Origin of the sequence: Xenorhabdus bharatensis (assembly GCF_037996705.1) — a bacterium.
Taxonomy (GTDB): Bacteria; Pseudomonadota; Gammaproteobacteria; order Enterobacterales; family Enterobacteriaceae; genus Xenorhabdus; species Xenorhabdus bharatensis.
Map to the genome: position 1 here is coordinate 106,807 of NZ_JBBMXG010000012.1, position 25,865 is coordinate 132,671.

The 25,865-nt window shown below is 43.3% G+C and carries 27 protein-coding genes; 23 read left to right on the forward strand and 4 right to left on the reverse strand.

All coding sequences use genetic code 11. From position 1 onward, the window contains the following. Positions 1 to 157 precede the first annotated feature (157 nt). The 6 genes from feoA to AAC855_RS13035 all read left to right on the forward strand — a co-directional run bounded on the left by feoA (position 158) and on the right by AAC855_RS13035 (position 4,608). The gene (gene feoA, locus AAC855_RS13010; RefSeq protein ID WP_340610126.1) at positions 158 to 388 is read left to right on the forward strand and encodes a ferrous iron transporter A; all 231 of its coding nucleotides are present in this window, start codon (positions 158 to 160) and stop codon (positions 386 to 388) included. A 70-nt stretch (positions 389 to 458) separates the two neighbouring features. Beyond that, the gene (gene feoB, locus AAC855_RS13015; RefSeq protein ID WP_340610203.1) at positions 459 to 2,771 is read left to right on the forward strand and encodes a Fe(2+) transporter permease subunit FeoB; all 2,313 of its coding nucleotides are present in this window, start codon (positions 459 to 461) and stop codon (positions 2,769 to 2,771) included. Positions 2,772 to 2,779: 8 nt separating this feature from the next. Further along, positions 2,780 to 3,022 (forward strand): FeoC-like transcriptional regulator, encoded by a 243-nt coding sequence (locus tag AAC855_RS13020; RefSeq protein ID WP_340610128.1) that lies wholly within the window; start codon positions 2,780 to 2,782, stop codon positions 3,020 to 3,022. A 123-nt stretch (positions 3,023 to 3,145) separates the two neighbouring features. Then, a complete protein-coding gene (gene parS, locus AAC855_RS13025) occupies positions 3,146 to 3,592 on the forward strand; it encodes a type II RES/Xre toxin-antitoxin system antitoxin (RefSeq protein WP_340610129.1) in 447 nt (148 codons plus the stop codon). Beyond that, positions 3,589 to 4,050 (forward strand): RES family NAD+ phosphorylase, encoded by a 462-nt coding sequence (locus AAC855_RS13030; RefSeq protein ID WP_340610131.1) that lies wholly within the window; start codon positions 3,589 to 3,591, stop codon positions 4,048 to 4,050. Before parS ends, AAC855_RS13030 begins: the two co-directional genes overlap by 4 nt. A gap of 114 nt (positions 4,051 to 4,164) precedes the next feature. Then, the gene (locus AAC855_RS13035; protein ID WP_340610133.1) at positions 4,165 to 4,608 is read left to right on the forward strand and encodes an OsmC family protein; all 444 of its coding nucleotides are present in this window, start codon (positions 4,165 to 4,167) and stop codon (positions 4,606 to 4,608) included. A gap of 55 nt (positions 4,609 to 4,663) precedes the next feature. Here AAC855_RS13035 and bioH read toward each other — a convergent pair whose 3' ends face one another. Beyond that, positions 4,664 to 5,446: a pimeloyl-ACP methyl ester esterase BioH gene (bioH, locus tag AAC855_RS13040; protein ID WP_340610136.1), complete on the reverse strand. Its 783-nt coding sequence runs from the start codon at positions 5,444 to 5,446 to the stop codon at positions 4,664 to 4,666. Positions 5,447 to 5,513: 67 nt separating this feature from the next. Between bioH and gntX the strand changes: the two genes are divergently transcribed. The 8 genes from gntX to AAC855_RS13080 all read left to right on the forward strand — a co-directional run bounded on the left by gntX (position 5,514) and on the right by AAC855_RS13080 (position 12,183). Further along, on the forward strand, positions 5,514 to 6,197 hold the full coding sequence (gene gntX / locus AAC855_RS13045) for a DNA utilization protein GntX (RefSeq protein WP_340610205.1): 684 nt from the start codon (positions 5,514 to 5,516) through the stop codon (positions 6,195 to 6,197). Positions 6,198 to 6,256: 59 nt separating this feature from the next. Then, positions 6,257 to 6,832 (forward strand): Fe-S biogenesis protein NfuA, encoded by a 576-nt coding sequence (gene nfuA / locus AAC855_RS13050; RefSeq protein WP_086954736.1) that lies wholly within the window; start codon positions 6,257 to 6,259, stop codon positions 6,830 to 6,832. A gap of 149 nt (positions 6,833 to 6,981) precedes the next feature. After that, on the forward strand, positions 6,982 to 7,305 hold the full coding sequence (glpE, locus tag AAC855_RS13055; protein WP_340610137.1) for a thiosulfate sulfurtransferase GlpE: 324 nt from the start codon (positions 6,982 to 6,984) through the stop codon (positions 7,303 to 7,305). A 48-nt stretch (positions 7,306 to 7,353) separates the two neighbouring features. Next, positions 7,354 to 8,187 carry a rhomboid family intramembrane serine protease GlpG gene (gene glpG, locus AAC855_RS13060; RefSeq protein ID WP_340610139.1) on the forward strand — a complete coding sequence of 278 codons (834 nt, stop codon included), beginning with the start codon at positions 7,354 to 7,356 and terminating at the stop codon, positions 8,185 to 8,187. 59 nt (positions 8,188 to 8,246) lie between these two features. Continuing rightward, positions 8,247 to 9,005 (forward strand): DeoR/GlpR family transcriptional regulator, encoded by a 759-nt coding sequence (locus AAC855_RS13065; RefSeq protein ID WP_099109541.1) that lies wholly within the window; start codon positions 8,247 to 8,249, stop codon positions 9,003 to 9,005. Between the two features lie 343 nt (positions 9,006 to 9,348). After that, a complete protein-coding gene (gene glpD / locus AAC855_RS13070; RefSeq protein WP_340610141.1) occupies positions 9,349 to 10,854 on the forward strand; it encodes a glycerol-3-phosphate dehydrogenase in 1,506 nt (501 codons plus the stop codon). Positions 10,855 to 11,099: 245 nt separating this feature from the next. Further along, complete coding sequence (locus AAC855_RS13075; protein WP_340610143.1) at positions 11,100 to 11,657, forward strand: RBBP9/YdeN family alpha/beta hydrolase; 558 nt, start codon at positions 11,100 to 11,102, stop codon at positions 11,655 to 11,657. 10 nt (positions 11,658 to 11,667) lie between these two features. After that, entirely contained in the window at positions 11,668 to 12,183 is a 516-nt protein-coding gene (locus AAC855_RS13080; RefSeq protein ID WP_340610145.1) for a GNAT family N-acetyltransferase, read from the forward strand. Positions 12,184 to 12,289: 106 nt separating this feature from the next. Here the strand turns inward: AAC855_RS13080 and AAC855_RS13085 are convergent, their stop codons facing one another. The 3 genes from AAC855_RS13085 to AAC855_RS13095 all read right to left on the reverse strand — a co-directional run bounded on the left by AAC855_RS13085 (position 12,290) and on the right by AAC855_RS13095 (position 15,647). Continuing rightward, positions 12,290 to 13,369, reverse strand: coding sequence for a hypothetical protein (locus AAC855_RS13085; RefSeq protein WP_340610147.1), 1,080 nt, complete (start codon positions 13,367 to 13,369; stop codon positions 12,290 to 12,292). A 407-nt stretch (positions 13,370 to 13,776) separates the two neighbouring features. Further along, positions 13,777 to 14,661 (reverse strand): hypothetical protein, encoded by an 885-nt coding sequence (locus tag AAC855_RS13090; protein WP_340610149.1) that lies wholly within the window; start codon positions 14,659 to 14,661, stop codon positions 13,777 to 13,779. 71 nt (positions 14,662 to 14,732) lie between these two features. Then, on the reverse strand, positions 14,733 to 15,647 hold the full coding sequence (locus tag AAC855_RS13095; protein ID WP_340610151.1) for an alpha/beta fold hydrolase: 915 nt from the start codon (positions 15,645 to 15,647) through the stop codon (positions 14,733 to 14,735). A gap of 466 nt (positions 15,648 to 16,113) precedes the next feature. Here AAC855_RS13095 and yhfZ point away from each other — a divergent pair, with 466 nt between their 5' ends. The 9 genes from yhfZ to AAC855_RS13140 all read left to right on the forward strand — a co-directional run bounded on the left by yhfZ (position 16,114) and on the right by AAC855_RS13140 (position 25,809). Continuing rightward, on the forward strand, positions 16,114 to 17,022 hold the full coding sequence (gene yhfZ, locus AAC855_RS13100) for a GntR family transcriptional regulator YhfZ (RefSeq protein ID WP_340610153.1): 909 nt from the start codon (positions 16,114 to 16,116) through the stop codon (positions 17,020 to 17,022). A gap of 87 nt (positions 17,023 to 17,109) precedes the next feature. After that, positions 17,110 to 17,472 carry a PRD domain-containing protein gene (locus AAC855_RS13105; RefSeq protein ID WP_340610207.1) on the forward strand — a complete coding sequence of 121 codons (363 nt, stop codon included), beginning with the start codon at positions 17,110 to 17,112 and terminating at the stop codon, positions 17,470 to 17,472. A gap of 102 nt (positions 17,473 to 17,574) precedes the next feature. Next, positions 17,575 to 18,747, forward strand: a complete 1,173-nt coding sequence (locus tag AAC855_RS13110; RefSeq protein WP_340610155.1) for a YhfX family PLP-dependent enzyme — start codon at positions 17,575 to 17,577, stop codon at positions 18,745 to 18,747. A gap of 152 nt (positions 18,748 to 18,899) precedes the next feature. Continuing rightward, entirely contained in the window at positions 18,900 to 19,850 is a 951-nt protein-coding gene (locus tag AAC855_RS13115; protein ID WP_340610157.1) for a phosphotriesterase-related protein, read from the forward strand. A 45-nt stretch (positions 19,851 to 19,895) separates the two neighbouring features. After that, on the forward strand, positions 19,896 to 20,258 hold the full coding sequence (locus AAC855_RS13120) for a DUF2620 domain-containing protein (RefSeq protein ID WP_340610159.1): 363 nt from the start codon (positions 19,896 to 19,898) through the stop codon (positions 20,256 to 20,258). Positions 20,259 to 20,268: 10 nt separating this feature from the next. Next, positions 20,269 to 21,639 carry a YhfT family protein gene (locus AAC855_RS13125; protein ID WP_099120383.1) on the forward strand — a complete coding sequence of 457 codons (1,371 nt, stop codon included), beginning with the start codon at positions 20,269 to 20,271 and terminating at the stop codon, positions 21,637 to 21,639. Between the two features lie 48 nt (positions 21,640 to 21,687). After that, positions 21,688 to 22,782 (forward strand): aminotransferase class V-fold PLP-dependent enzyme, encoded by a 1,095-nt coding sequence (locus AAC855_RS13130; RefSeq protein ID WP_340610209.1) that lies wholly within the window; start codon positions 21,688 to 21,690, stop codon positions 22,780 to 22,782. Positions 22,783 to 22,920: 138 nt separating this feature from the next. Next, positions 22,921 to 24,300, forward strand: a complete 1,380-nt coding sequence (locus AAC855_RS13135) for a pyridoxal phosphate-dependent decarboxylase family protein (RefSeq protein ID WP_340610161.1) — start codon at positions 22,921 to 22,923, stop codon at positions 24,298 to 24,300. Between the two features lie 375 nt (positions 24,301 to 24,675). After that, entirely contained in the window at positions 24,676 to 25,809 is a 1,134-nt protein-coding gene (locus AAC855_RS13140) for a glycosyltransferase (RefSeq protein WP_340610163.1), read from the forward strand. Positions 25,810 to 25,865: the final 56 nt, after the last annotated feature.

Consider the following 25,865-nt stretch of genomic DNA (forward strand, 5'->3'; position numbering starts at 1 on the left):
CCTTATTCAGTGATAAATAGATGATATTGGTATTGCATATTATTATCATTAGCGCTTTAATCCAAAATAACTAATATACTTTTTCCTTGTGAATTTCGCTTTATTGAGGATAATCATTCTCATAATCACTGTCTTTTAAGTTTTCACGGAGTGTTATATGTCACTGACTCCAAATCAAAGCTATAAAATTCTGGGGTTTTTGCCACAGATAAATCGCGCATACAGACAAAAATTATTGTCTCTGGGGATGTTACCCGGTTCTACTTTTCAGGTTATCCGGGTTGCACCTCTGGGAGACCCCATTCAAATAGAAGCACGCAGAGTCAACCTTATTCTCCGTAAAAAAGACTTAGCACTCCTCACATTAGCAGTACATCCAACGGAATGAAGTTCAGATGCCGTACAGTCCAGAAACTGAATGCAATGATGCCCCCTATTCCTGATCAGTAAAAAGTATGATGAAACAATTAACTATAGGTTTAATCGGTAACCCTAATTCTGGGAAAACCACTTTATTCAACCAACTTACAGGCTCCCGACAACGGGTCGGTAATTGGTCTGGCGTCACGGTTGAACGCAAAACCGGGCATTTTTCCACTCCAAACCATCAAATAGACCTTGTGGATCTTCCCGGCACCTATTCTCTCACAACCATTTCCGAACAAACCTCAATTGACGAGCAGATTGCCTGTCACTATATACTGAGCAGCGAAGCCGATATGTTCATCAATGTCGTTGACGCTTCGAATCTGGAACGTAATCTCTACCTTTCACTACAGCTCATTGAGCTTGGGATTCCCTGCATTGTTGCCCTGAATATGCTGGATATCGCCAAAAGCCAGCATATCAGCATAGATATTGCAGCGCTGGAGCAGCATCTTGGTTGCCCGGTCATTCCGCTCGTCTCTACCCGCTCGACAGGGATAGATACGCTTAAAAAGGCCATTGACCACTACCACCAGCCTGTACGCCCTGTATTAGTTCAATACCCTGATACTTTATTGCAGGAAGCCAACAACCTCGCCGACCTGATCAACAAAAACTTTAATCTGCAACAGCGCCGCTGGCTCAGCTTACAAATACTGGAAGGGGATATATACAGCTTTGAGCGTTCAGAACTGACGCAGGCACAATTAGACGAAAGTCAACTTCGCCTGCAACAGAAACAGATTGAAGAACCTGAGCTTATCATTGCAGATGCCCGCTATCAGGCAATCAATAAATTGTGTCTGGCAGTCACGGATGTTGACTCAGCAATACCCAATAAACTGACTCAGGCAATAGATAAAGTTATTCTCAATCGCTGGCTGGGCGTGCCTGTCTTCCTGTTTGTCATGTATCTCATGTTCGTACTGGCGATTAATATCGGCGGGGCTTTACAACCCATTTTTGATGGTGCTTCCTCTGCCATTTTCATTGATGGTATGCAGTGGCTCGGCTATACCCTCCACTTTCCCGGCTGGCTGACCATTTTCCTTGCACAAGGGATCGGGGGCGGTATCAATACCATGCTGCCATTGGTTCCGCAGATCGGCATGATGTACCTGTTTCTCTCTTTTCTTGAAGACTCCGGCTATATGGCCAGAGCGGCATTTGTGATGGACAGGCTGATGCAATCTCTGGGATTACCGGGTAAATCCTTCGTGCCACTGATTGTCGGCTTCGGCTGTAATGTACCTTCTGTGATGGGTTCCAGAACACTGGATGCGCCGCGTGAAAGGCTGATTACCATCATGATGGCACCGTTTATGTCCTGTGGCGCACGTCTGGCTATTTTTGCCGTTTTTGCTGCCGCATTCTTTAATAAACAGGGTGCCAGTATTGTCTTTTCTCTGTATATCCTCGGTATTGTCGTTGCCATCCTGACCGGCCTGCTACTCAAATACACCATTATGCGTGGTGAGGCATCCCCCTTTGTCATGGAGCTGCCGGTCTATCATGTTCCTCATGCCAAAACGCTATTAATCCAGACATGGCAACGCCTGAAAGGGTTTGTGATCCGGGCGGGTAAAGTCATTGTCGCAGCCAGTATGTTTATCGGTGCTCTCAATAGCTTTTCTTTCTCCGGTAAGACCGTAGACAATATCAATGAATCAGCGCTGGCCTCGGTCAGTAAAGTCATTACACCGATCCTTCATCCTATTGGCGTACACTCTGATAACTGGCAGGCGACCGTCGGGCTTATTACCGGAGCGATGGCAAAAGAGGTGGTTGTCGGTACGCTGAATACACTTTATACCGCAGAGAACATCACTAAACAGCCATTCAATCTGGATGAGTTTAATCTACTGGATGAACTGAAAGGCTCAGTAACAGAAACTTGGGACAGCCTGAAAGAGACATTCACCCTGAGTGCGCTGTCCAACCCGATTGAAGCCAGCAAAGGCGACGGTAACATGGACAGTAGTTCTATGGGAGTGATGAGTGCCAAATTTGGTTCTCCTGTTGCGGCCTACAGCTATTTGATCTTTGTTCTGCTGTATGTGCCCTGTGTTTCTGTGATGGGGGCCATTGCCCGGGAAACCAGCCGTGGTTGGATGACATTCTCAATTTTATGGGGATTAAACGTCGCCTATTCTCTGGCTGTACTGTTTTATCAGGCTGCCACCTTTTCCGCGCATCCACAAAGCAGCCTGCTTACTATTCTGGCGGTCATTTTGTTCAACGTCGCTGTTTTTGTCGGATTGCGTCGTGCACGCAGCAGAATCACAATCACCTTCAATAGCACCAGAGACCGGAGCTGCGATTGTTCCGGCAGTAGCTGCCACTAGGAGTCGCCATGATTAGTCTGCTGCAAATCCGCGATACGGTCGCCCTTCATGGGCGCACCGATGCCAGATCACTGAGCCATCAGTTTTCAGCACCACTGCCCATCGTAGAAGCCATGCTCAATCAATTGGTGACGATGGGTAAACTGGAGGAAGTAGATCTTTCCTCCTGCCTGAGTGGTGGCTGTAAACAGTGCCCGGAAACTCAGAGATGTGCTGTTAAAGCATATCAACTGGCGATGAGAACATGCTGATTACATTTTCTTAATTCAGCAATAAACTGCCTTCCTCTCTTCTAAACAGCTTTCAGCGACTTGCCCAGACAAGACAAATGTCATATAACTAATATGACATTTGTCTTGTCTGGGGGATGATTTATGAGAATCTACATACCAAGTAATACAATCGACAATAAAGCACTCTGGCGTTCTGTAGGCCTGCCGGCGAACCGAGGAAGTGATCTGATCAAAACCTTACAAGCCGGATTACCACTCGATGTGCTGGATAATATTCATCGAGATTCAAAGATATCTAAAACCGATATCCTTCGCATTGCTGGTATCAATGAACGTAATGTTGCACGTCGTAAAAGTACTGGTCACCCATTTTCACCTGATGAAAGTGAACGTATCGCCCGTTTAGTTCGCGTATTCGATGCAACCATCACTTTCTTTAATGGTGATAAAGAAGCTGCCTACCATTGGCTCAAAGAGCCTGTGAAAGGGTTAGGTCATGTGGCTCCTATTTCCCTTATCTCGACAGAAAGTGGGGCCCTTGAAGTAATGGACCTCATTGGTCGGCTGGAACACGGGGTCATTTCATGATTTTTTATCGATTAGTAAAATCCGTTCATGCTAATGAAGCATGGACGGGGTATGGAGCAAAAAGATTCGGGGGACGCTGGAACCATAAAGGATATGGGGCAGTTTATGCCTCTAGTTCTATCGCACTTGCCACATTAGAATTGTATGTTCATACAACAAAAGAAAGTCTGCTTGAAGAATACCAGCTATTTTCTATTGAATTAGCCGATACCCATGTAGATTATTTGGATCATCGTTATCTCCCTGATGACTGGAGGAGTGACCCAGCCCCTACTTCGACAATGGATATAGGCAGTGGCTGGCTGAATGCTGCCGAAAATGTTGCCCTTATCATCCCTTCTTGTATTGTTCCTTACGAAAACAACATCATTATCAATCCAAATCATCCTAAATTTTCCAAATCCATTGAGTCAGTTAAAGAATTGAACTTTACATTCGACCAACGTCTAATTCGTTAACATCAGCACGGTAATTCGTTTAATCACCATGATAGATTAAAGAATAACAACCGCTTTTTGATTATTTCACATGCAGTTCTGTCATCACTATTAATAACCTGAGGATATACTAAAATGCCTAAAGAGTTATTTGCTGCAACAATAGAGTCTGCTGGTCACCTTAAAATGAAATGCTCATCGCGTGGTTTTACCTTTCATGTCGATGAACCCAAAAATCTGGGGGGAACAGATGAAGCCATGAATCCTGTCGAGGCGCTTCTTTCTGCTTTCGGAGCCTGCCAATGTATTGTGGCCAAAAGTTTTGCCCGCAAACATAAAATCAACCTGATTGATATTCAGGTCAATGTGGAAGGAGAATTAGATACCGATGGTTTCACTGGTAAGAATAAGAACGCTAAAATTGGCTTTTCGAAAATCACATCAAAATTTCATATAAAAGCAGATAATACCGAACAAGAAATCCGCGATTTTATTCAGTTTGTCGAAAGTAACTGCCCCGTGCTCGATACCATGGTCAATACACCGGAAATTGTCACCGAAGTTTATCCTGTCAGATAAATATCAACTACCCATAACATCACTGTTATGGGTAATGAGTAATCGATAGCTGAAACTAATCAACGACACTCCCATTCTCCGCAAACGCTATCAATAGATCGACAAATTCATCCGGATGGGAAATAAAAGACGCATGTGCTGCATGACGCATAGTCACAGAACAGGTTTGCGGCCATTCACTATCAAGCAAGGCAGCAATCTTACGCGGTACCAAACCATCAAGATAACCATAGATACGCAGGAAAGGCAGTTGAAGCTGCGCCAGCTCGTTTCTCAAATCATCAGTGTGCAGAATTTCCAGCCCGGCATTGAGCACTTCCACTGTCGGCATCGGCAAGTTCAATACCACTGATTTCAGTAAACGCGCATCCTGACGGGCGCTGTCAGTGCCCAAAGTCTGTAATGCTAAAAAGCGCTCAACCGTTTTCTGAAAATCTTCACTTAACTGGTGCTTGAATGCACTCAGAACCGAAGGCTTGATTCCCGGCCAATCCCCGTCTTCACTGAATTTTGGCGATGATGCTACTGTGATTAAACCCGCCACCTTATCAGGATGATCTAACGCAATCTGGCTGGCAATGAGCCCTCCCAGTGACCATCCGAGCCACAAGGCATTGTCTGGTGCCTGTTGCCATACCGTATCTGCCATCTCTTTCAGTGTCATGGCCGGATACGGCTGACTGCGACCGTATCCCGGTAAATCCACTAAATGTAAACGAAAATGCGAAGCTAATCGTGTTTCCACTGAACGCCAAACCTCAGCGTTCAGCCCCCATCCGTGCAGCATCACAAGATCACGAGGAGCTTCGCCTAAAGTCTGCCAAAACAACTTATCCATTGTTATTCTCACCTTATTTACTCTCAGGAATTTCTTATCAAGGAAGAAAGCGATGTTCACAGAAACCATGCTAAAAATGGTTGGGTACTGTTGGTTATGCCATCAAAATTTGTATTTCGCTCATCATGGAATATGCCACATTTGCTGGCAAAACCTAAAACGACTGGAAAACATTTGCCCACGCTGCTCTCTGCCAGCCGGTTCCCGTGATTTACCTTGTGGCCGCTGCCTGAAAGAGCCGCCACTCTGGCAACAAATGATCGCTGTTACCGACTATGCTCCTCCCTTAAGCCAGCTTATCCGGCGTTATAAATATCATAGTACCCCCCAGCTCGCCGCCGTTCTGGCGCGCATATTCCTTCTTCACTGGTTGCGGGGCTATCGTGACGGGCGCTGGATTAAGCCGGACTGTATACTCGGTATTCCTCTGCACCGCCGGAAACGCTGGCAGCGGGGGTTTAATCAGGTTGAGCTTATCATCAGGCCATTAGCACGCTGGTTGCAATGCCAATATCAGCCTAATCTTTTGCAACGTACACGTGCTACACTCACACAACGGGGCTTATCTGCCGCCCAGAGGAAAACCAATCTTAAGCATGCCTTTCAATTGCGTGGCGATTTTATTGATCAACATGTCGTCATTTTCGATGATGTGATCACCACGGGAACCACTCTGCATGAAGCCACACAGTTGTTAATTCGTGCTGGTGCCCGTTCCGTGCAAGTCTGGGCAATATGCCGAACCTTGTAGTTCCTTTATGAATGGGCGTATTATAACCAACTATAACAGTCAACTATTGAGCAAATGACATGATTAATATTACTGAAGCAGCGCAAGCGCACTTTGCCAAGCTACTGGCAAATCAAGAACCCGGTACCCAAATCCGCGTTTTTGTCATTAATCCAGGAACGCCGACAGCAGAATGCGGTGTTTCCTATTGCCCACCTGATGCTGTTGAAGCCACTGACACCGAATTGAAATTTGACCAACTTTCTGCCTATGTTGATGAAATCAGTGCGCCTTTTCTGGAAGAGGCGGTTATCGATTTTGTGACTGACCAGCTTGGCTCCCAGCTGACCCTGAAAGCACCAAACGCAAAAATGCGCAAGGTAGCTGACGATGCGCCACTGATTGAGCGCGTTGAATATACCCTACAATCACAGATTAACCCTCAGCTCGCAGGTCATGGCGGCCGTGTCAGCCTGATGGAAATCACGGATGAAGGTTATGCCATTCTGCAATTTGGGGGTGGTTGCAACGGTTGTTCGATGGTCGATGTGACCCTGAAAGAGGGGATCGAAAAACAGCTGTTACAGATGTTCCCTGAGCTGAAAGGCGTTAAAGACCTGACAGAACATCAGCGTGGCGAACACTCTTACTACTGATTTTAGCCCGTTATTTTTTCTTTATATCTTTGTTACCTGCTGTTGTGCCCTCCCAATGCCTGCATTGGGAGGGTAGTAAATTTATAAAACAGCACTATTAAGAAACTGAAACCTTAAAACGAAATTTCAAGAAACCAAGCTGAGTGTTTATGGAACATTTTCAAACAATAAGCCCTGAACAGGCCTACCAGAACTGGCTCAATAAAAGTGCTCTGATGGTAGATATCCGTGATCCGCAGAGTTTCCTTGCCGGGCATGTAACAGGCGCATTTCATCTGACGAATGAAACTATCAATCAACTCCTGCAAGAGGCCGATTTTGAGCAGCCGGTTATGGTGATGTGCTACCACGGTCATAGCAGTCAGGGAGCGGCACAGTATCTGATAAATATCGGTTTTGAAACCGTATACAGTGTTAACGGTGGTTTTGAAGTATGGAAAAAAGATTATCCTCATGCCGTTCATGCTGAATAACGGGCATCCGTACCATTAACCCTTAATTTAAGGCAGATAATACGTGCAATGATCCATGTAACTTCAATACATAATCCAAGACTGGCTCAGGCCTTTATTGATTATATGGCGACACAGGGCATTCATCTGACCATCCGCCAGACCGATGAACCACACGTGGTTGAACTGTGGCTGGAAGATGAAAAACAATTAAGCGCTGTTCAACAGGAGCTTAATCAGTTTTCACGGGACCCGCTCAATGAGCGCTATCAAGCTGCCAGCTGGCAAACAGGTAAAACAAGTACGCCGCTGAAATACGAAAGTAGTCTGAACTGGCATACACTGAAAAATCAGTCCGGCCCATTAACTATCGCCATTTCTGCGCTCTGTATTCTGGTCTATTTTTGGATGCAGTTGGCTGGAGTTAATGAGGTTATGAACTGGCTGGCATGGCCTAACAAAGAACAGTATCTGGAACTATGGCGTTGGCTCAGCCCCGCTTTATTACATTTTTCGTTATTGCATATTCTGTTCAATCTAGTTCTGTGGTGGTATTTCGGCAGTCAAGTTGAAAGGAACATTAATACCGGAAAGCTCGTTGAAATCACAATAGTTTCTGCCATTTTCAGTGGCTGGGCACAATCGTTGTTCAGTGGCTCGCATTTTGGTGGGCTTTCCGGTGTCGTTTACGCTTTGATCAGTTATGTTTGGCTGAGCGGCGAAATGTCACCCCAAAAAGGACTTAGCGCCCCCAGAGGGCTTATCGCAATTTCAGTCATCTGGTTATTTGTTGGCTATTTCAATGTATTTTCTCTTAACATTGCCAATGCTGCCCACTTTTCAGGCTTAATTATCGGGTTACTGATGGGGTTATGGGACAATTTACGCAGACAAAAGAATTAATAATATTCCAAATAAAATCAGCTAATTATAATAATTTCAGGTAAAATTAGGGGAATGTTTTGAAGCAAACTCAGCGACATGATGCAATAATCGAGCTGGTACGTCTTCAGGGCTATGTCAGCACTGAAGAACTGGTCGAACACTTTGATGTCAGCCCACAAACAATCCGACGTGATTTGAACGAACTGGCCGACAAAAATAAGATCCAGCGTCATCACGGTGGTGCGGCTTTACCTTCCAGTTCTGTCAACACAGCTTATCATGACCGCAAAATTATGTGGTCAGATGAAAAAGCACGTATTGCCCAGCAGGTTGCTACCCAAATCCCAAATGGTGCAACCCTGTTCATTGATATCGGTACCACACCAGAAGCTGTCGCCCATGCCTTACTCAATCATCGGGACCTGCGTATTGTTACCAATAATCTCAACGTCGCAACCCTGCTGATGGGAAAGGAAGATTTTCGCCTGATTCTGGCCGGAGGGGAAGTCCGTTCACGTGATGGTGGTATTATTGGCGAAGCCACTCTGGATTTTATTTCCCAATTCCGCCTCGATTTCGGCATTCTCGGTATCAGTGGCATTGACTCTGATGGCTCTCTGTTAGAGTTCGATTACCATGAAGTTCGAACCAAACGCGCAATTATTGAGAATTCCCGCTGTGTCATGCTGGTTGCTGACCATTCGAAATTTGGCCGTAGCGCAATGGTTAATCTCGGTAATATGAACCTGATTGATTTTCTGTTTACCGATAAAGAACCCCCTTCCGGCCTGCAAAAAATCATTGAACAGCATAGTGTTAAGCTGGAATTGTGTTAGATCAGAATAGTATTAAGTCAGAATCGTGTTAGAACTGGCTTCAGATTAGAGACATTCTATTTAGAATCCGCCTGAAAACAGGCGGATTCTCTTCTCCCCCAGTCAATTGCCCCCACTCATCATCTCAGTCTTCTCCCTTCATGACCCTGCAATGACAAGTTAATTCAAATTTGCCTCTCACAATTTCCTTATTAATCTTAGATATATGATAACGATTTGTTATCTGCATCACGCAAATATGTTTTTTTCTGGTAAATGGTTGGCGATTGATGAAATTTTGATTACAATCCCTGAGCGAAAACGAACATTAAAGAACTGTTTCGAACATTTCAGAGGGTATGCAATGGAAACCAAAGACTTGATTGTAATTGGCGGCGGAATTAACGGCGCTGGTATTGCGGCTGATGCTGCTGGCCGTGGACTGTCAGTCCTGCTGTTAGAAGGTCAGGACTTAGCCAGTGCGACCTCATCAGCCAGTTCTAAGCTGATCCACGGTGGCCTGCGCTATCTGGAACATTACGAATTCCGTCTGGTCAGTGAAGCACTGGCAGAGCGTGAAGTCTTATTAAAACTGGCACCTCACATTGCATTCCCAATGCGTTTTCGCCTCCCACATCAGCCACACCTGCGGCCGGCCTGGATGATCCGCATTGGCCTGTTCCTTTATGATCACTTGGGTAAACGTGTGAGTTTACCGAGCAGTAAAGGGCTGAAATTCGGAGCTAGTTCAGTTCTTAAATCCTCGATCAATCGTGGCTTTGAATATTCTGACTGCTGGGTTGATGATGCACGTCTGGTTGTATTAAACGCGCAAGAAGTACAAAAACATGGCGGTGAAGTCCGTACCCGCACTCAGGTCACCCGTGCGTGGCGTGAAAATGATCACTGGATGGTGGAAGCCAAAGACCTCGTCACTGGTGAGAGCCAAACGTGGCGGGCAAAAGGTCTGGTTAATGCAACTGGCCCGTGGGTTAAAAATTTCTTTGATAATGGCCTGCAACTGAAATCACCTTATGGTATTCGCTTAATCAAAGGCAGCCACATCGTTGTACCACGTGTTCATGACGAACCTCAGGCTTATATCCTGCAAAACGAAGATAACCGCATCGTGTTTGTGATCCCGTGGAATGATGAATTTTCCATCATCGGCACAACGGATGTTGAATACAAAGGCGATCCAAAAGACGTTAAAATTGACGATCAAGAGATCGATTATCTGCTGAAAGTTTATAACGACCATTTCAAAAAACAACTTAGCCGTACTGATGTCGTTTGGACTTATTCCGGTGTACGCCCGCTGTGTGATGATGAATCAGATTCACCACAAGCCATCACCCGTGATTACACGCTGGATGTACAGGATGAGCAAGGTCAGACTCCATTGCTATCTGTCTTCGGCGGCAAACTGACAACTTACCGTAAACTCGCAGAACATGCGATGGATAAACTGGCACAGTACTATCCAAACGCCGGTCAGGCGTGGACGAAAAACGGTAAACTGCCCGGTGGAGAGCTGGAAGGCCAAGATCGTGATGGGTATGCCCGTTTACTTCGCCAGCGTTACGACTGGTTGCCTGAAGGAATTGCACGACGTTATTCCCGTACTTACGGCAGCAACAGCAATATCATTCTGGGTGATGCGAAAGAACTGGCCGATTTGGGTGAATTCTTCGGTTATGGGCTGTATGAAGCTGAACTGCGTTATCTGGTAGAACATGAGTGGGTTACTCAGCTGGATGATGCGATCTGGCGCCGCACCAAACTGGGTATGTGGCTGACAGATGAGCAGAAACAGCGCGTTGCTGATTGGCTGGCGCAGAACGTTAAATCAGTACAATCACAAGACTGATTTAATCTGACAAACCCGTATGCTTAAAACCGGCGATAATTTTTATCGCCGGTTTTTATTTCCTTCCGCTCAAATCCCCCGTAAAAAAACCATAAATTTTCGAAATCAATCATCAGTTCGTTCTATCAAAATTTCTTTATTTTCATTCGATTCAACTGGATGATTTGATAGTACATTTTTACCGCTGTGGTAGCATACTTAGTATATTAAAAGACCAAAATACTAACACGGGATAGCATCATTAAATGGCAACTAAAACCTACTTAATCGTACCGGGATATACTAATTCTGGGCCAGATCATTGGCAGTCCCATCTGGAAAGAAAATATCAAAATGTTATCAGAGTCCAGCAGGATAACTGGCAATCACCCGTCAGAGAAAAATGGTTACATCGCCTTCATGAAACTATTGAAAAAACGTCAGGTGAAATTTTCCTGATTGGACATAGCTGTGGCGCAGTAACCATAGCTCAGTGGGCAAAAGAAAAAAGCTGTAGCAGAGTAACAGGTGCATTACTTGTTGCTCCTGCTGATATTGATAACCCTAATGCACCACCGGAACTCTATATTCAACGCCCTTTACCAAAGATACCTCTGCCTTTTCCCACAACGTTAGTTTGCAGCGATAACGACGAGTTTTTATCGTTAGAAAAAGCCCATTTTTTGGCTAAATCCTGGAAGACCGAACTCATAGTTTTATCCGGAGCAGGCCATATCCACACAGCTGCGGGTTATGGAGAATGGCTGGAAGGTGAAAAATTAATAAATACAATATCTGGTAATCATTTAATTCCTTATAACTAAGAGATGATTTATGTTAACTATTCGGGAAGCGACAATAAAAGAGACCCAACAATTATCCCAAATGATTGAGGAAAGTTACCGTTTTCACTTCTCTCATTTATGGCAGGACGAAGATGAACTAGAAGAGTATATTTCCGAGCAGAGTTCCCTGACAGAAATAGCGAATTCGATCAATATACCTAATCATAAATGGTTTATTGCTGAGACTAGTCGGCCTATCGGATTTATTAAAATAGCTGTTGATAAAACTATTCCAGATAGTGAATTAACAGGATTGTATTTACATAAACTTCATCTGCTACCACGTCTGACCGGGAAAAATTATGGTCAACAAATGTTTGACTATATCGAAAAATTAGGACAGGAACAAAATCAAAAATGGCTTTGGCTGGAAGTACTGGAAAGTAACAAGCAGGCGCGAAAGTTCTATGAAAAAAATGCGATGAAATGGTTCAGGGATATTATATTCACCAGCCCTAAACAGCAAAGCACACTGCATATTATGATTAAAGAAATTTCACGTTAAACATTCCCTCCTTCACCTTCTAACAACAGATTGACTGCCTGAGCTTACTCACTTTCAGTCAAATAGCATAAAAAAGGTGAAGGATATATTATTAATAAATACATTATTATTTTTTTATTTTAAAAAGACCACGTGGATAATATTCAACATTAAACATATCGGATTTAATCTTATGTCTACTCAACGCTGATGGTGTTATCTGTCCAGTACCGGTTTCTCCAATAAATTTTCTCTTAACATGTCTATATTCTGAATCTGTAATAGGGCTATATAATGAGCCATTTGAAAATGTTTTTTGTTTTTTCCAATGCTTGAACCGATCAATGTCTATATCAATTCGATTTCTGTTTTCTGGCTGATAAGAATTTCCTCCTGGCTTAGGGAAGCGTTTATTTTCAGATAAATAATCCATAAGAAATATCCATCCACTAATAGGAGAATCTGGTTTTTCAGATTCTTCCTTAACCCATTCTAAGGATAATTTAGATATTTTCCTCAACTTTCCATTCGTAAGAACTTGCGATAGCAAATCAAATTTATTAGGAGAGCCACTCTCATTTTCTCCCTTAGATTCTATCTGTTCTAATTTCGTTAACAGATTAATGTCACTTTTTCTATACTCCTTACTATCAGCATCTTTATTGCTTTTCATAAATTCAACGAGCTCATTCATATTTTCATTACTAAAACCCAATTCATGATAATACAAGCTACTATTATCATGCCAATTCTTTTTCTTATTATTATAATTATATCGTGCATTTTTATTTAATAACTCAGTCACGTAACTTTTCCATATCATATCACTCTCTAATCTATTGTTATCTAATTTATTATTTAACCTTCGATAAATTGATAATTTATCTATGTTTTTAGATAAAAAAAGTGACCATGACTGTAGCAAGTATTTCGTAGCCTCCGGAGATTCTCTCAACTTTGGTGTATATTTATATAACACTGCACACATATCACTAGTTATATTAGTATCTGACAAATGTGACTGCATAAGAGAATTAAAACTTTTCATTTTAGATTTTTGCACTTTATCATTAGAAATCTCTAATGCCTCATTTAAATCATCAATAAATATATAAACATTATCATCCTGTTTTTTATTTATTAAATCTGAATAAAGTTCATAGCGTGCATAGCTCTCTCCGTAAACTAATATTACATTCTTATTCATATAATAAATTTCTCTTAAAAAATAAAAACTAGTAATCAAAAAAATATTTTTAACGTAACTCGGAATTAACGCGATAAGTACAATAGGTGGATTTTTTTAACATTAATTCAGAAAAACGATACCAGATATTCAGTCTCGTTACATCATAAAATCACTAGCATACTTTTAAAAATTCATTGGATGATAATTTATCTTATTTTTATCATTATTCACCTATGACTCTGATTGAGCACTTATCCATTGTGAATAAAATCCGCCCTGATATTTGTCGTCAGTATTCCCGCGCCTTCATACTGACACTATTCTTTGCAAGACGTAATCCTTAGTATCCTGTACATTAATATAATCATAAAATGCATTAATTTTATTTTATAAAAATATCATATCCACTCTCATTATCATATTGACTATTCTTTTCTTAATCTCATAGGAAGCCAATTGGCTGGCAAATCTGGTAATATAAAGCCAATTAATTCCGGACCATTATAGTACTTATAGTGCATTAAAACTTCATCATTGTATTTTTTACCATATATCAAACCAGTAAAAACCTCTGCAACAAATTCTGTAGAATTATTACCCTGAACATAACTGCTAACATTCTCTGCTATCTTGGCATGTATTATATGCTTTTCCCTTATTTCTTTTGATTGAGAGTTAATAGAATTTGAACGCTTACTTTCCCAAAAAAGATTTGATTCTGATTTATCGGATTGAGCATGAAGAATATGCCCAATCTCATGGACAATAGATGCAACTACTTTAATTGCTAGTACAGGCCCCAAAGGAGATTTATGTGATGATTTCATCTTGTCATACATCATATCTGCTATACCACGAGGGCCGGATTTACCCGAAGCTTCCCGTTTATTAGTTAGATTGAAACACAGAAATGTATTTGTATTCTTTGTTAAATTTTCTTTCTCAATATGCTGTCGGTTTATATGTAAGCAAGGCCCTGTCTCAGACCACTTTAGTGACTGGTTAGTTGCTTTATCTTCTATTTTTGGCCAGCGTGTTTGAATACAACCTCTATCTTCTTCCAGATAAACTTTTATTTCTCTTACTTTCTTCGAAAAATCCTTCACCCTTGGCGCTACTTTATTAAATGCATAACAAACCGCAAGTAAAAAATTCTCATGATTTTCATTAGGTAAGTCGCCTTGTTTGCCCATGAACATAATATGTACCCCCATAATATAATCACTGGATATAACAGAACAACTTTCGGTGTAATAATTAGGAAAATCTAAACTCTGTCCTTCCTGGAGCTTTATATCACTCTTAGACAACTTCCGTCCTTTGGGTTTATCCTCATTGTTAAAACAGAAAAACATAATGCGCCACCTCATTTGAATTTGACTTATTTCATGCTGTGCCTTCTTACTTCATGTAGAAACGGAATAATCTCCTTAGTCATAGCCTGCATAAACGATGGCGGGAAGGTATGCCCCATTTGCTGAACTGGCAAGAAGTCAGCCCCACTAATACGTCTGGCGGTATCTTCTCCACAGGCCACCGGAATTAAAGGATCATCCTCACCATGTACAACCAGTGTCGGACAACTAATCCGACTCAGAATCTCAGCCCGGTCAGAATCTGCAATTATCGCCAAAATCTGTCGGATAAAACTTCTGGGATGATAACCACCACGACGAAAAGCCATTCTCAGATGCTGAGCCTGTTCATCTGTATTTAGTGGTTCAGAAGGAGAAGCAAGAAGCCGGATGATTCTCAGTTGATGAGCAACCAGAGCTTCTATACTGGTATCGGCGGGTTTGGATAACAACGCCGCTATTACCTCCGGCTTTGGCGAAGGAAGCCCCGGAGCACCACTCGAACTCATAATACTCACCAGACTTTTTACCCGCTCAGGGTAGGTTGCCACTAGCCTCTGGGCAATCATCCCCCCCATTGAAGCGCCGATAATATGAGCCTGAGGGATATTCAGCGCATCAAGTACCCCCAAAGCATCATCAGCCATATCCTGTATGCTATAAGAAGCGCGAACAGGTAGCCCCAGACGAAACCGGACTTTCTGCCATAATAAGGAGCGCTGTGGAATATGATCAAATCTTTGGCTCAGCCCCGAATCACGATTATCATGCCGAATAACCCGAAACCCAGCCGAAACTAACAGGTTTACGAGGTCATCCGGCCAATCGATAAGCTGCATTCCCAAACCCATGATCAGCAACACCACCGGCCGCTTTTCACCATTAACCCCTTCACCACTGTCTTCTATTTCAATCGGCACATCATTTGCTATAACCTTCATTAGTAATAACCTTATGATATATAGATAAATAATTAAAAAATCAGACGAATGAATACACGGTTTTTGACTTTTATTGCAGCAGAGTAGAATAAAATTCAATAGAGATTAAATAAAAAAAGATAGCGTTTTATAGCTGATGATCTAGGTTGAGGTAAAGAACAAAATACCATCAAATTATTTCATGCTGTGACAAATAGTGTAGCAAAAATCACCATGTAGACAGAAAAATACAGCAGACATCGGGGTAGGAATCAGGCTATTTCCCTATATTCTCCCATGATGCTTATTTTTATATCTTCAGGCTAAAATGATAATATATATTCAAAATATTGATAATATTGGTTTTTATCATTTTTTAAATTTTCATTTATTCTGTAATTGTGATATTACTCCCCTTTCTTTAATTCGCTGGTTGCGGTTTATGTTCAAATTTATGAAGATAAATAAGAATGGATAAAAACTTGTAATGATGAGTCAAACATTCATTAAAAAAGAGGGGATTGCGCAATCATTTCTGGCTCGTTATCTCCTCTCGGAACAATGTGGCAATCGCCTGAAAACCATAGAGTTACTGGCAAAAGAGTGTGGGTTGTCCGTGGGTTTAATGCAGGCAGCATTAAAATCCCTCGAGCAATCACAGGCGGTTGGAATTAAGCGTCGTGGTCGGAATGGCAGCTTTCTCTCGCAGATTAACCACAAATTACTATTGGAATATGCCGATATCGGCAATGTAGTCTGCGCGATGCCCCTTCCCTATACCCGAGCCTATGAGGGTCTGGCCAGTGGTTTAAAAGCATTATGTGCAGGCGTTCCTTTTTACTTTGCACACATGCGAGGCTCAGATATCCGCATTGAATGCTTACTGAATGGCGTCTATGACTTAGCAGTAACATCAAGACTCGCCGCAGAGCAGCATCCAGACAATAAAGATATATATATTGCGCTATCACTAGGGACCCAAAGTTATACAGACAGACATCGGTTAATCTTTCGTCAGGGGGAGATGGAAACTATCCGCCGCGTAGGGTTAGACAGCACCTCAGCTGACCAGAAAATAATGACAAAGCAGTATTTTGCAGGAAAAGAAATTGAACTGGTCGAGGTCTCTTATCATGAGTGTCTGAATCAAATCATGAAAGGCCACATTGATGCGGCTATCTGGAACGTTGGACAAGGCCACGAGCTGATTGCACAAGGCCTGATGACCCAGCTTCCCGACGACAGTGAGTGTTTTATCAAAGCCTCCGAAGCTGTTATTCTTGCCCGCAAGGATAACATCCCTATCCAGCAACTCTTGCATACCATGGTTGACAGAGAAGCACTACTAACCCATCAACAAAACGTGGTATCAGGCATAATCGAACCCATTTACTGAACCTTAATTAACCCCAAAATAAGGTCTCAGCCAAAAACAGACTCAGACCAAACATAATCAATTAAATCTGACGTGTAACAAAAAGTGATGGTAGAACAACGGCTAACTATCCTGTTGCAAGGTGGTGTCATCGATCAGGATATCTACGATAATATGCTGGATGTCGTGCATATTCTGGAGGAGTTCTGGCTGATCCCAGTCCGCCACCCACAAGGTGAAATGGCACTTACTCATATGGCAAGTGCTTTTATGCGATCACGTCGTGGAGAAATTGTTTCCCCTATAGAAAAAGACATTCTGGATAAAATAAAACAATCCGGGAATTATTCACTGTTACTCAAAATTCATCATTCACTATTGGAAAAGTTTACCCTCACCCTACACCCCAATGAGGAAGGCTATCTGTTAATAAATTTATATGGTTTAATACTTGCAACAACAAGTTATTGATTTTTACACACCATAAATATTCAAAAAAATGAAGATTAAGAAACTTCATGTGTTTTTATTTTTCGCACAAACGTACTGCTTTGCAGCTACAAAGAGAAACCTATGTTTATTAATGCGTTAAAAAAACAGAATTCTAAATTAATAGAAGTAGCAAAAAACCTTTGGCAACAAGGTACGATCCTACCCGATACTTACGTCATTGATGTCGATCAGGTATTAAAGAATGGTCAGCATTTACTGCAAACAGCAGAGCAATATGGTATCGAACTCTATCTGATGACCAAACAGTTTGGTCGCAATCCATGGCTGACCAAGAAACTGATTGAACTCGGCTATCCCGGTGTTGTCGCGGTGGATTTCAAAGAAGCCTACAGCCTGAGCCAACACGGTATACCGCTGTGCCACATTGGTCATTTAGTACAAACACCCGCTCATCTGATAGAAACTATGCTCCGCTGTGAACCCAAAATCATCACTGTATTTTCGCTGGAGAAAGCTCAGGCCATATCAGATGCGGCTGAAAAGCTGGGGCGTATTCAGCCCATCATGCTGAAAGTTTTTGCTAAGCGCGATATGGCTTTTACCTGTCAGGAGTCAGGTTTCCTGTTTGAAGAGCTAGATTCAGCTATTGATGCTTTAAAAAAAATGCCGGGTATTAAACTATGTGGTCTGACTCACTTTCCCTGTCTGGCATGGAATGCCCAGTATCAGACAACATTACCAACCGTTAATTTGCAGACGCTGATCAGAGCACGAAACAAGCTCAAGCAACGCGGTATTTCCCTCTCTCAAATCAATGCCCCCTCGGCAACCAGCAGCAACACAATTCCCCTGTTAGCAAAATATGGTGCGACTCATTTAGAACCGGGTCATGCCCTGACCGGAACAATCCCTGCCAATAGTATAGGACGGGAGCCTGAACAGATCGCGATGGCTTATGTCACTGAAATATCCCATCACTATGAGGACAAAAGTTATTGTTATGGTGGAGGCTACTACCAACGCAGCCACATGAAGCATGCACTTGTTTTTCCAGAACAAAACAGTTCATACAAAACAGCACGGATATTACGGTTAGGTGAACCCTGTATTGATTATCACTTATCTCTGTATGGACTACATCCCATTGGCAGCGCGGTGATCATGTGCTTCCGGACTCAGATTTTCGTCACCCGCAGCGATGTCGCCCTGATCTCAGGTATTCAGTCAGGAAATCCAAAACTTGAAGGCATTTATGACAGTCAGGGCAACTGGAAAAACAACGGTTACTCTTAATAATTACTCAACATAGGTATTACATTTAATATTATTCTTCCCTTAAATAATGTTATTTTCGCTCTAGTCAATTTACCGCATGATGCTGCGCGACTATTTATTTACGGAAATAATTTTTTACGGAATAGTTATGCTTTATTTATGGAATAGTTATGGAATGCCAGAAAAAGATCAGGAATACACCCATACATTCCGCTCTGTATTCCCCACCCAAGATTGATACATCAGGCTACACCTATGTTCATGAGCACTTGCATATTGATCTGTCCGAAGCCAAAGGTACCCTTGACTGTCGTCTGGATCAGTATGAGCTGATTGTTGATGAACTTCGCCATCTGCATGCGCTTGGGCTGCGCAATATTGTGGAGGTGACCAACCGTTACATGGGGCGTAACGCCTCCTTTTTACTGAATCTGGTACGTGATACCCACATCAATATTATTGCCTCGACAGGCTATTACAAACGGCCATTCTTCCCCGCTCATTTCAGTACATTAAGCATTCAGGATATTGCTGAAGAGATGATTACTGAAATTGAAACAGGCATTGACGGTACGGCGTTAAAAGCCGGCATTATTGCCGAAATTGGCTCCAGCCTTAGGGTAATTACCGAAGATGAACAAAAGGTATTTGCCGCAGCCGCTCTCGCACATCATGCAACCGGATGCCCCATATCCACCCACACCACCTTAAGCACAATGGGACGTGAACAACTGGCGCTCCTCAAGGGGTTTGGTGTTTCTCCTGAATCTGTGGCGATTGGTCATTGTGATCTGAAAGACAATCTGGACACGATTATTCCCCTGCTTGAAGAAGGTGCCTGGGTACAATTCGATACCATTGGTAAAAACAATTACTATCCTGACAGCGGACGCATTGCGATGTTACAGGCGCTTGCCAAACGAGGGCTACTCGACAGAGTCATGCTCTCTCAGGATATCACCCGCCGTTCTCATCTGAAAAGCAACGGAGGAATTGGTTTCGATTACTTACTCACGGTATTCGTTCCGATGTTGCTGACTGCCGGCTTTACTCAAACCCAGATAGACCGAATGTTACGCGATAACCCTGCCCAATTCTTCCGGCACCGCTTTTCCAAATAACTAAGCAATAATTCGACAGAAAATAAGAAAGAGAGGGATAACAGCATGAAATTTGTCGTTGGTGGACAAATAGAAAAAGAAAAAATTGCCGAATGTATCCGGCAACTGGCCGGAGACAAAGCCACCTCCGTGGTCATTATGAATGATATTGAAGCCTCTATGGCGATTAAAAATGGCGATGCCGATTATTATTTTGGTGCCTGTAATACGGGCGGCGGTGGCGCGTTGGCTATCGCGATTGCTCTTATCGGTCTGGATCTCTGTGCCACCATTGGTATGCCGGGAAAAATCTTATCCGACGATGAGATTATTGCTCATGTAAAAGCCGGCAAAAAAGCCTTTGGCTTTACGGGGCAGGATATCGATATTGTTCTTCCGGTGATCATTCACACAATCATTTCTCAATAAGGAGCCTACCATGCAACATTTTCATGAGTTCCTGATGAGACTGATGGAAGTCGATCCTTTTAAAGCGGGATTACTGGCTTCAATTGGTGCGATTGCCGCCATGATGGCAAACCGTGGTATCGCCGTTTTCCATGATGGCCTGCGTCCGCTACTCCCTGAATACCTAGAAGGCCGAATGAGCCGTAAGGCGCTGGCAGCAACAAGTTTTGCCTTGAGCATCGGTCTGGTCGTCGGGTTTGGTATTCCCTTCTCGCTGACGGCACCCATCGTGCTGGTTCACAGCCTGTTGCTTGGTACCGACATGATAGGTATCTGGTGTGCCAACAGCCGCAGAGGATTCGTGGCTTCAGGCATCATTGGCGCCTTATACGCCATTGCTTTACTGGCAGGATTACGTTCCGTTGTTGAACTATTTGCAATGCTGCCGGTTAATTTCACCGATGACCTGAAAAAAGTCGGTGATCCGATTGTCGCCTGCTTTGCTCTGTTCCCTGCGATGGTCGTCGGCTATCAATATGGCTACCGCAAAGGGCTTTTAGTCATGCTCACCGCTTTAGTCGGCTATGTAGCGACCAAAGCCGCAGGCCCGCTCAGTTTTGGCGGGCTAATCGAGAAGCCGGTCAGTGTCGATCCGAATGGTGCGGCTTTGTTGCTGTCGATGATTGCCATGTTCTACTTCGCCATGCGTGAACGCCCGGATAATGCCCCATCAGCCAATCAATCCTCCGCAGCACCAAAAGGTGCCAATGAAATGTTAGTCGGGCTGTTCTCAACCCGTATCGAACGTATTCAGAAAAACAAATGGTTGCTCATCCTGTGTGGTGGCCTGACTGCAAGTGCAGCGACCATGTCTTTCAGCCTGCTGGCTGAAGGGCCGGTATCCCTGCAATTGATGGCACAGGATGAGCAGACGAGTGCCCTGCTGGTGGCGCTGGCACGTGCCATCGGATTTGTCCCGCTGGTCGGTACAACGGCAATTGCTACTGGTGTCTACAGCCCCAACGGGATGAAATTCGTGTTTGTGGCAGGTCTGGCAACCAGTAATCCGTGGCTGGCCTTTGTCGCGGGCGGCCTGACGATGTTTATCGAGATCCAGCTACTGGCAAAAATTGCGATCTGGCTGGATAAATATCCCGGCGTCAAAGCGTGTAGCGGCCATATTCGTACCGCGATCACCAAAATGCTCGAAGTCGCTCTATTAGTCGGTGGTATGATTGCTTCCAATGCCATTCTGCCGGGGATGGGCTTTATGATTGTTGCGGGGATTTATCTGCTTAATCGCACGTCTAAACGTCCTTTGGTTGAAATGGCCATCGGCCCGATCGCAACCATTGCCGTAGGTATTCTTGCTAACGTACTCTATTTAGTCGGAATAAATTAACAGGAACAACGTGAGAGAATGAAAACAGCGCCGTTACAAAGCGTTACATTGCAGAGTTTTCCATTACAAAGCATGACGATAGCACAAGCCCAGAAGCAGCAATTTAAGCTGGTGGATATCATCTGTCGTCACTTTCCCGGCGCTGATTTTCTCTCACAGGGAGATCTGGGTTTAGTCCCGGACCTCCAGCAACCCAGAATGACGCACCGCATTGAATCTGTTCTCGCCGAATATTTTGACGCAGAATCCGCCGCTTTTGTGAATGGTGCCGGAACAGGTGCCTTGCGGGTCGGGTTGGGAGCCATACTTCGCCCTTGTGAGACATTACTTGTCCATGACGCACCGATTTATCCCACAACGAAAACATCGATTGAACAAATGGGTCTTAATGTCGTTTATGCAGATTTCAACTGCACAAAGCAGCTTGAAACTGCCATTCAACAGCATAAGCCTACTGCTTGTCTTCTCCAGCATACACGTCAGAAAATTGATGATCGTTATTCTCTGAAAGAGATTATTTCCATTCTGAACAAGCATCACATTCCTTCATTGGTGGATGACAACTACGCCGCCATGAAAGTACCCCACATCGGCTGTGAATATGGAGCAACGCTTTCTGCATTTTCCTGTTTTAAATTACTCGGGCCACAAGGCGTTGGTTTAGTTATCGGTAAACAACCAATAATCGATAAACTGCGCCACAACATGTACTCCGGCGGTTGCCAGATTCAGGGCTATCAGGCGATGGAAGCACTACGCGGGCTGGTATTTGCACCGGTTATGCATGCCGTACAGTCCGAAGTGAATGAAGAATTAGTGCTCCGATTGAATCAGGGGGAAATACCACAAGTAAAACAGGCTATGATTGCCAATGCTCAATCCAAAGTGGTTTTAGTCGAATTTCATGAACCCATTGCAGATGCGGTACTGAACACCGCGCATACATTGGGTGCATTACCTTATCCCGTCGGGGCAGAATCAAAATTTGAAATCCCGCCCCTGTTTTACCGCATCTCCGGCACATTCCGCCAAACCGATCCCACGCTGGAGAAACGCATGATCCGCATCAACCCCAATCGTAGCGGAACCGAAACCATCATGCGTATCTTGCAGGAAAGTTGTCGGAAACATACATCCGGCTGATATTTTGCCACTCAGAACGAGCTACCAACCATCAGATATTTTCCCTTCTGGATCAGCCATCACTCTTCCCATAGAATCAATGATGGTTATCCAATTGAATAAATTACATAAATGATAATAAACAGGGAAAACACTACGATGGAAGATCCGATTCGGAAATCCTCACTTGCTGCGGTTAAAGCAGCCAGTGAAATCGCATACCAATATGTCAGTGAAATTCGGAACCAGCGTGTCTATCCCGATTCTGATGCCTTACGGGGTCTGCAACATTTTGACAGGCCATTACCTCAGAATGGTTCTGATTGTCAGGACGTGCTGGCACAGCTTCATCAGTATGGCTCACCAGCAACCGTTGCCAGCACCGGCGGTCGCTATTTTGGGTTGGTTGTCGGCGGCTCTACGCCGGCGGCGATGGGAGCCAATATTGTCTCCAGTGTCTGGGATCAAATAGCGCTGATGGAGTCCTCTTCTCCCGTTGCTCATCAATTAGAAAAAATTGCCGGGCGCTGGGTATTGGAGCTGTTGAATTTACCCTCAGATGCATTCGTTGGTTTCGTCTCCGGCACCACAATGGCACATGTCAGTGCATTAGGTGCTGCGCGCCAGCATCTATTTCAAAAACAGGGCTATGATCTGGCAGAACATGGTTTACATAATGCGCCACCGTTGAAAGTGGTTCTGTCCGAAGAAACCCATGTCTCTGTTTTAAAGGCACTGAGGTTACTCGGCTTCGGTCGCTCACAGTTCATTTTTGTACCCTGTGATAATCAGGGGCGCATTATTGCCAGTGCTGTTCCTGAACTCTCAGATAACATGATTCTGGTATTACAGGCCGGCAATGTGAACTCCGGCAGTTCTGATCCTTTCCTATCTCTGATTCCACAAGCCAAAAAAGCAGGCTGCTGGGTGCATGTGGATGGTGCTTTTGGTCTCTGGGCACGGGCATCAAAAGAAAAATCTGAATTAGTCGAAGGTATTGAAGGGGCAGATTCATGGGCGGTCGATGCCCACAAATGGCTGAACACACCCTATGACTGTGGAATGTGTATTGTACGCAACAAACAGGCGCTGAGAGATGTCATGACAACCTCTGCCGCCTATGTTGAAACTCAGGAAGTTTGGCAGGCAAAAGACATGCTGCCGGAATTCTCCCGCAAAGCCAGAGCCGTCGAAGTGTGGGCGGTTATTTCCGAACTGGGTGCTCAAGGAATTGAAACATTAATTGATCGCTGCTGTCTGTATGCTGAAATGCTGGCTCATGGTCTGAAATCACTGGGTTTCACTGTTCTTAATGATGTTGTTCTTAATCAGGTTGTCGCCTGTCTACCGGATATCACTTTGCAGCGCAAGATGCTGCAATCGGTTCAACAATCCGGTGAATGCTGGTTCGGGCAGACGACATGGCAGGGGCAGGAAGCCATAAGGCTTAGTGTCAGTTCATGGGCAACCACAGAAGCTGATATTTATTGCAGCCTGAAAGCAATTGCAGCAGCGATTGATGAGGAAAAAAAGAAGTAAAAAATATCTGACAGGTAAAAAAATCAAGTAAATAAGTATAGTTCGATTAAGTGTACATAAACCACATCTTTATATATACACTTCGTCTTTCAAGTTGCCTCTTTGTTGACTACGCTCACTCACCCCAGTCACCGTTTTTATAAACATACGGTTATCTATACGATTGGGGGCGAGTTCCCTAGCCAAACGATGACTATCCAATATCTGTATCCCACAACACCACTCCGTATGCTCTATTCATGGTAGTTATTTTTATCTATTAACATGAAGAACATCACAATAACGATAAGTTATCTCTTCAATTGTAATTATTACGAGTGCATTCTTTATTTGGTGCATCGTCTTAAAAATTCAATATATTAATAATGGTAACTTATGAATATTCCAAAAAAAATTCACTATTTCTGGACCGGAAATAAAATATCGCAAAATGATCTCAAAAACATCATGGCGATAAAGGCTGAAAATCCGGGTTTTCAACTCAATATTTGGGGAAACAAAACAGATGAATCTCTGATTATAAAGACATTTAATTCTCTTACTTTTACAGGTGAAGAAGGTAAAAATAGTAAAAATTATCATTTGGGATTCACACAAACTAAATTTTCTTATGTTTATAGAATTGTTGAAACGGCTTTTGATTTTTTATTTCATACCATTATGAGAGGCCAACCAAATAATTCATCAGCTATAGCGCAAGAAAATATTGTTGGTGGGGATCGTGAATTAGTTCGTTATCTGAGGCATTTATACTATTTCAATTTACAAGGCACTTTTCGGAATTATGCCGCATCAAGTGATATTGCCCGTTTAGTTATTCTCTATATGGAAGGGGGGATCTACCTTGATGTGGATGTCCAATTGCGTACCCAACTAGATGACCAACCGGGTGTTAAACATAGAAAAAAAATTTCACTGGACATAACCAATAATAGATTTGATGCAATAAAACTAAATTCTGATCTTGGCTTTGGTGATGCTAGTGGCTGTGGTTGGGGACCTGGTAATACAAAGAATAAATTTGGCAATGCCATCATTGCATCACAACCTCAATCAGACTCTATTTTGCAATTGTTATTGCATATGGCGAGACAGATAAAAAGAAGTCATCTTTTACGTCAAGTAGGTGAGTCACCCTATGGCAACGAAATCAGTTCTGCCGCCAAAACTCTTCGAGTCGATAAACTTAATTACGCTTTGGATTATGAAAATACAGAAAGAAAAAACATTATTCCTAATAAAAGTTGCGGCATTTTAGCCCCTGAATGGAGGACGGGCATAGACCTAACAAAAGAAAACTCTGACCAAAAGCGAAGAAAACGTCGGCTTGAGCACACAGTAAATCAGACTGGCCCGATTTTTTATAGACACCATTTCAGGATCAAAAATACTAACCTGATGGCTGACGAACTAAAAATTCAAATCGAAGGGAAGGATAAAGGAATGTTTAGCGCGGTTAACGCAGAAGCAAATTGGGCTAATTCCCAAAAAAGAAACAATAAAAAATAACGCTTAGGGGAGAGTGTTTTCTCCCCCCTGATATGAATCAAAATTTCATCGAAATA

Bases quoted from the DNA above. Each gene is read 5' to 3' on its own strand.
- AAC855_RS13105 (WP_340610207.1), top strand. From the start codon at position 17,110: ATGGTAGAACAACGGCTAACTATCCTGTTGCAAGGTGGTGTCATCGAT.
- yhfZ (WP_340610153.1), top strand. From the start codon at position 16,114: ATGATGAGTCAAACATTCATTAAAAAAGAGGGGATTGCGCAATCATTT.
- AAC855_RS13035 (WP_340610133.1), top strand. From the start codon at position 4,165: ATGCCTAAAGAGTTATTTGCTGCAACAATAGAGTCTGCTGGTCACCTT.
- AAC855_RS13120 (WP_340610159.1), top strand. From the start codon at position 19,896: ATGAAATTTGTCGTTGGTGGACAAATAGAAAAAGAAAAAATTGCCGAA.
- feoB (WP_340610203.1), top strand. From the start codon at position 459: ATGAAACAATTAACTATAGGTTTAATCGGTAACCCTAATTCTGGGAAA.
- AAC855_RS13085 (WP_340610147.1), bottom strand. From the start codon at position 13,369: ATGAATAAGAATGTAATATTAGTTTACGGAGAGAGCTATGCACGCTAT.
- glpD (WP_340610141.1), top strand. From the start codon at position 9,349: ATGGAAACCAAAGACTTGATTGTAATTGGCGGCGGAATTAACGGCGCT.
- AAC855_RS13080 (WP_340610145.1), top strand. From the start codon at position 11,668: ATGTTAACTATTCGGGAAGCGACAATAAAAGAGACCCAACAATTATCC.
- nfuA (WP_086954736.1), top strand. From the start codon at position 6,257: ATGATTAATATTACTGAAGCAGCGCAAGCGCACTTTGCCAAGCTACTG.
- glpE (WP_340610137.1), top strand. From the start codon at position 6,982: ATGGAACATTTTCAAACAATAAGCCCTGAACAGGCCTACCAGAACTGG.
- AAC855_RS13110 (WP_340610155.1), top strand. From the start codon at position 17,575: ATGTTTATTAATGCGTTAAAAAAACAGAATTCTAAATTAATAGAAGTA.
- AAC855_RS13095 (WP_340610151.1), bottom strand. From the start codon at position 15,647: ATGAAGGTTATAGCAAATGATGTGCCGATTGAAATAGAAGACAGTGGT.
- glpG (WP_340610139.1), top strand. From the start codon at position 7,354: ATGATCCATGTAACTTCAATACATAATCCAAGACTGGCTCAGGCCTTT.
- feoA (WP_340610126.1), top strand. From the start codon at position 158: ATGTCACTGACTCCAAATCAAAGCTATAAAATTCTGGGGTTTTTGCCA.
- AAC855_RS13030 (WP_340610131.1), top strand. From the start codon at position 3,589: ATGATTTTTTATCGATTAGTAAAATCCGTTCATGCTAATGAAGCATGG.
- AAC855_RS13135 (WP_340610161.1), top strand. From the start codon at position 22,921: ATGGAAGATCCGATTCGGAAATCCTCACTTGCTGCGGTTAAAGCAGCC.
- AAC855_RS13140 (WP_340610163.1), top strand. From the start codon at position 24,676: ATGAATATTCCAAAAAAAATTCACTATTTCTGGACCGGAAATAAAATA.
- AAC855_RS13125 (WP_099120383.1), top strand. From the start codon at position 20,269: ATGCAACATTTTCATGAGTTCCTGATGAGACTGATGGAAGTCGATCCT.
- AAC855_RS13020 (WP_340610128.1), top strand. From the start codon at position 2,780: ATGATTAGTCTGCTGCAAATCCGCGATACGGTCGCCCTTCATGGGCGC.
- gntX (WP_340610205.1), top strand. From the start codon at position 5,514: ATGCTAAAAATGGTTGGGTACTGTTGGTTATGCCATCAAAATTTGTAT.
- parS (WP_340610129.1), top strand. From the start codon at position 3,146: ATGAGAATCTACATACCAAGTAATACAATCGACAATAAAGCACTCTGG.
- AAC855_RS13115 (WP_340610157.1), top strand. From the start codon at position 18,900: ATGGAATGCCAGAAAAAGATCAGGAATACACCCATACATTCCGCTCTG.
- AAC855_RS13075 (WP_340610143.1), top strand. From the start codon at position 11,100: ATGGCAACTAAAACCTACTTAATCGTACCGGGATATACTAATTCTGGG.
- bioH (WP_340610136.1), bottom strand. From the start codon at position 5,446: ATGGATAAGTTGTTTTGGCAGACTTTAGGCGAAGCTCCTCGTGATCTT.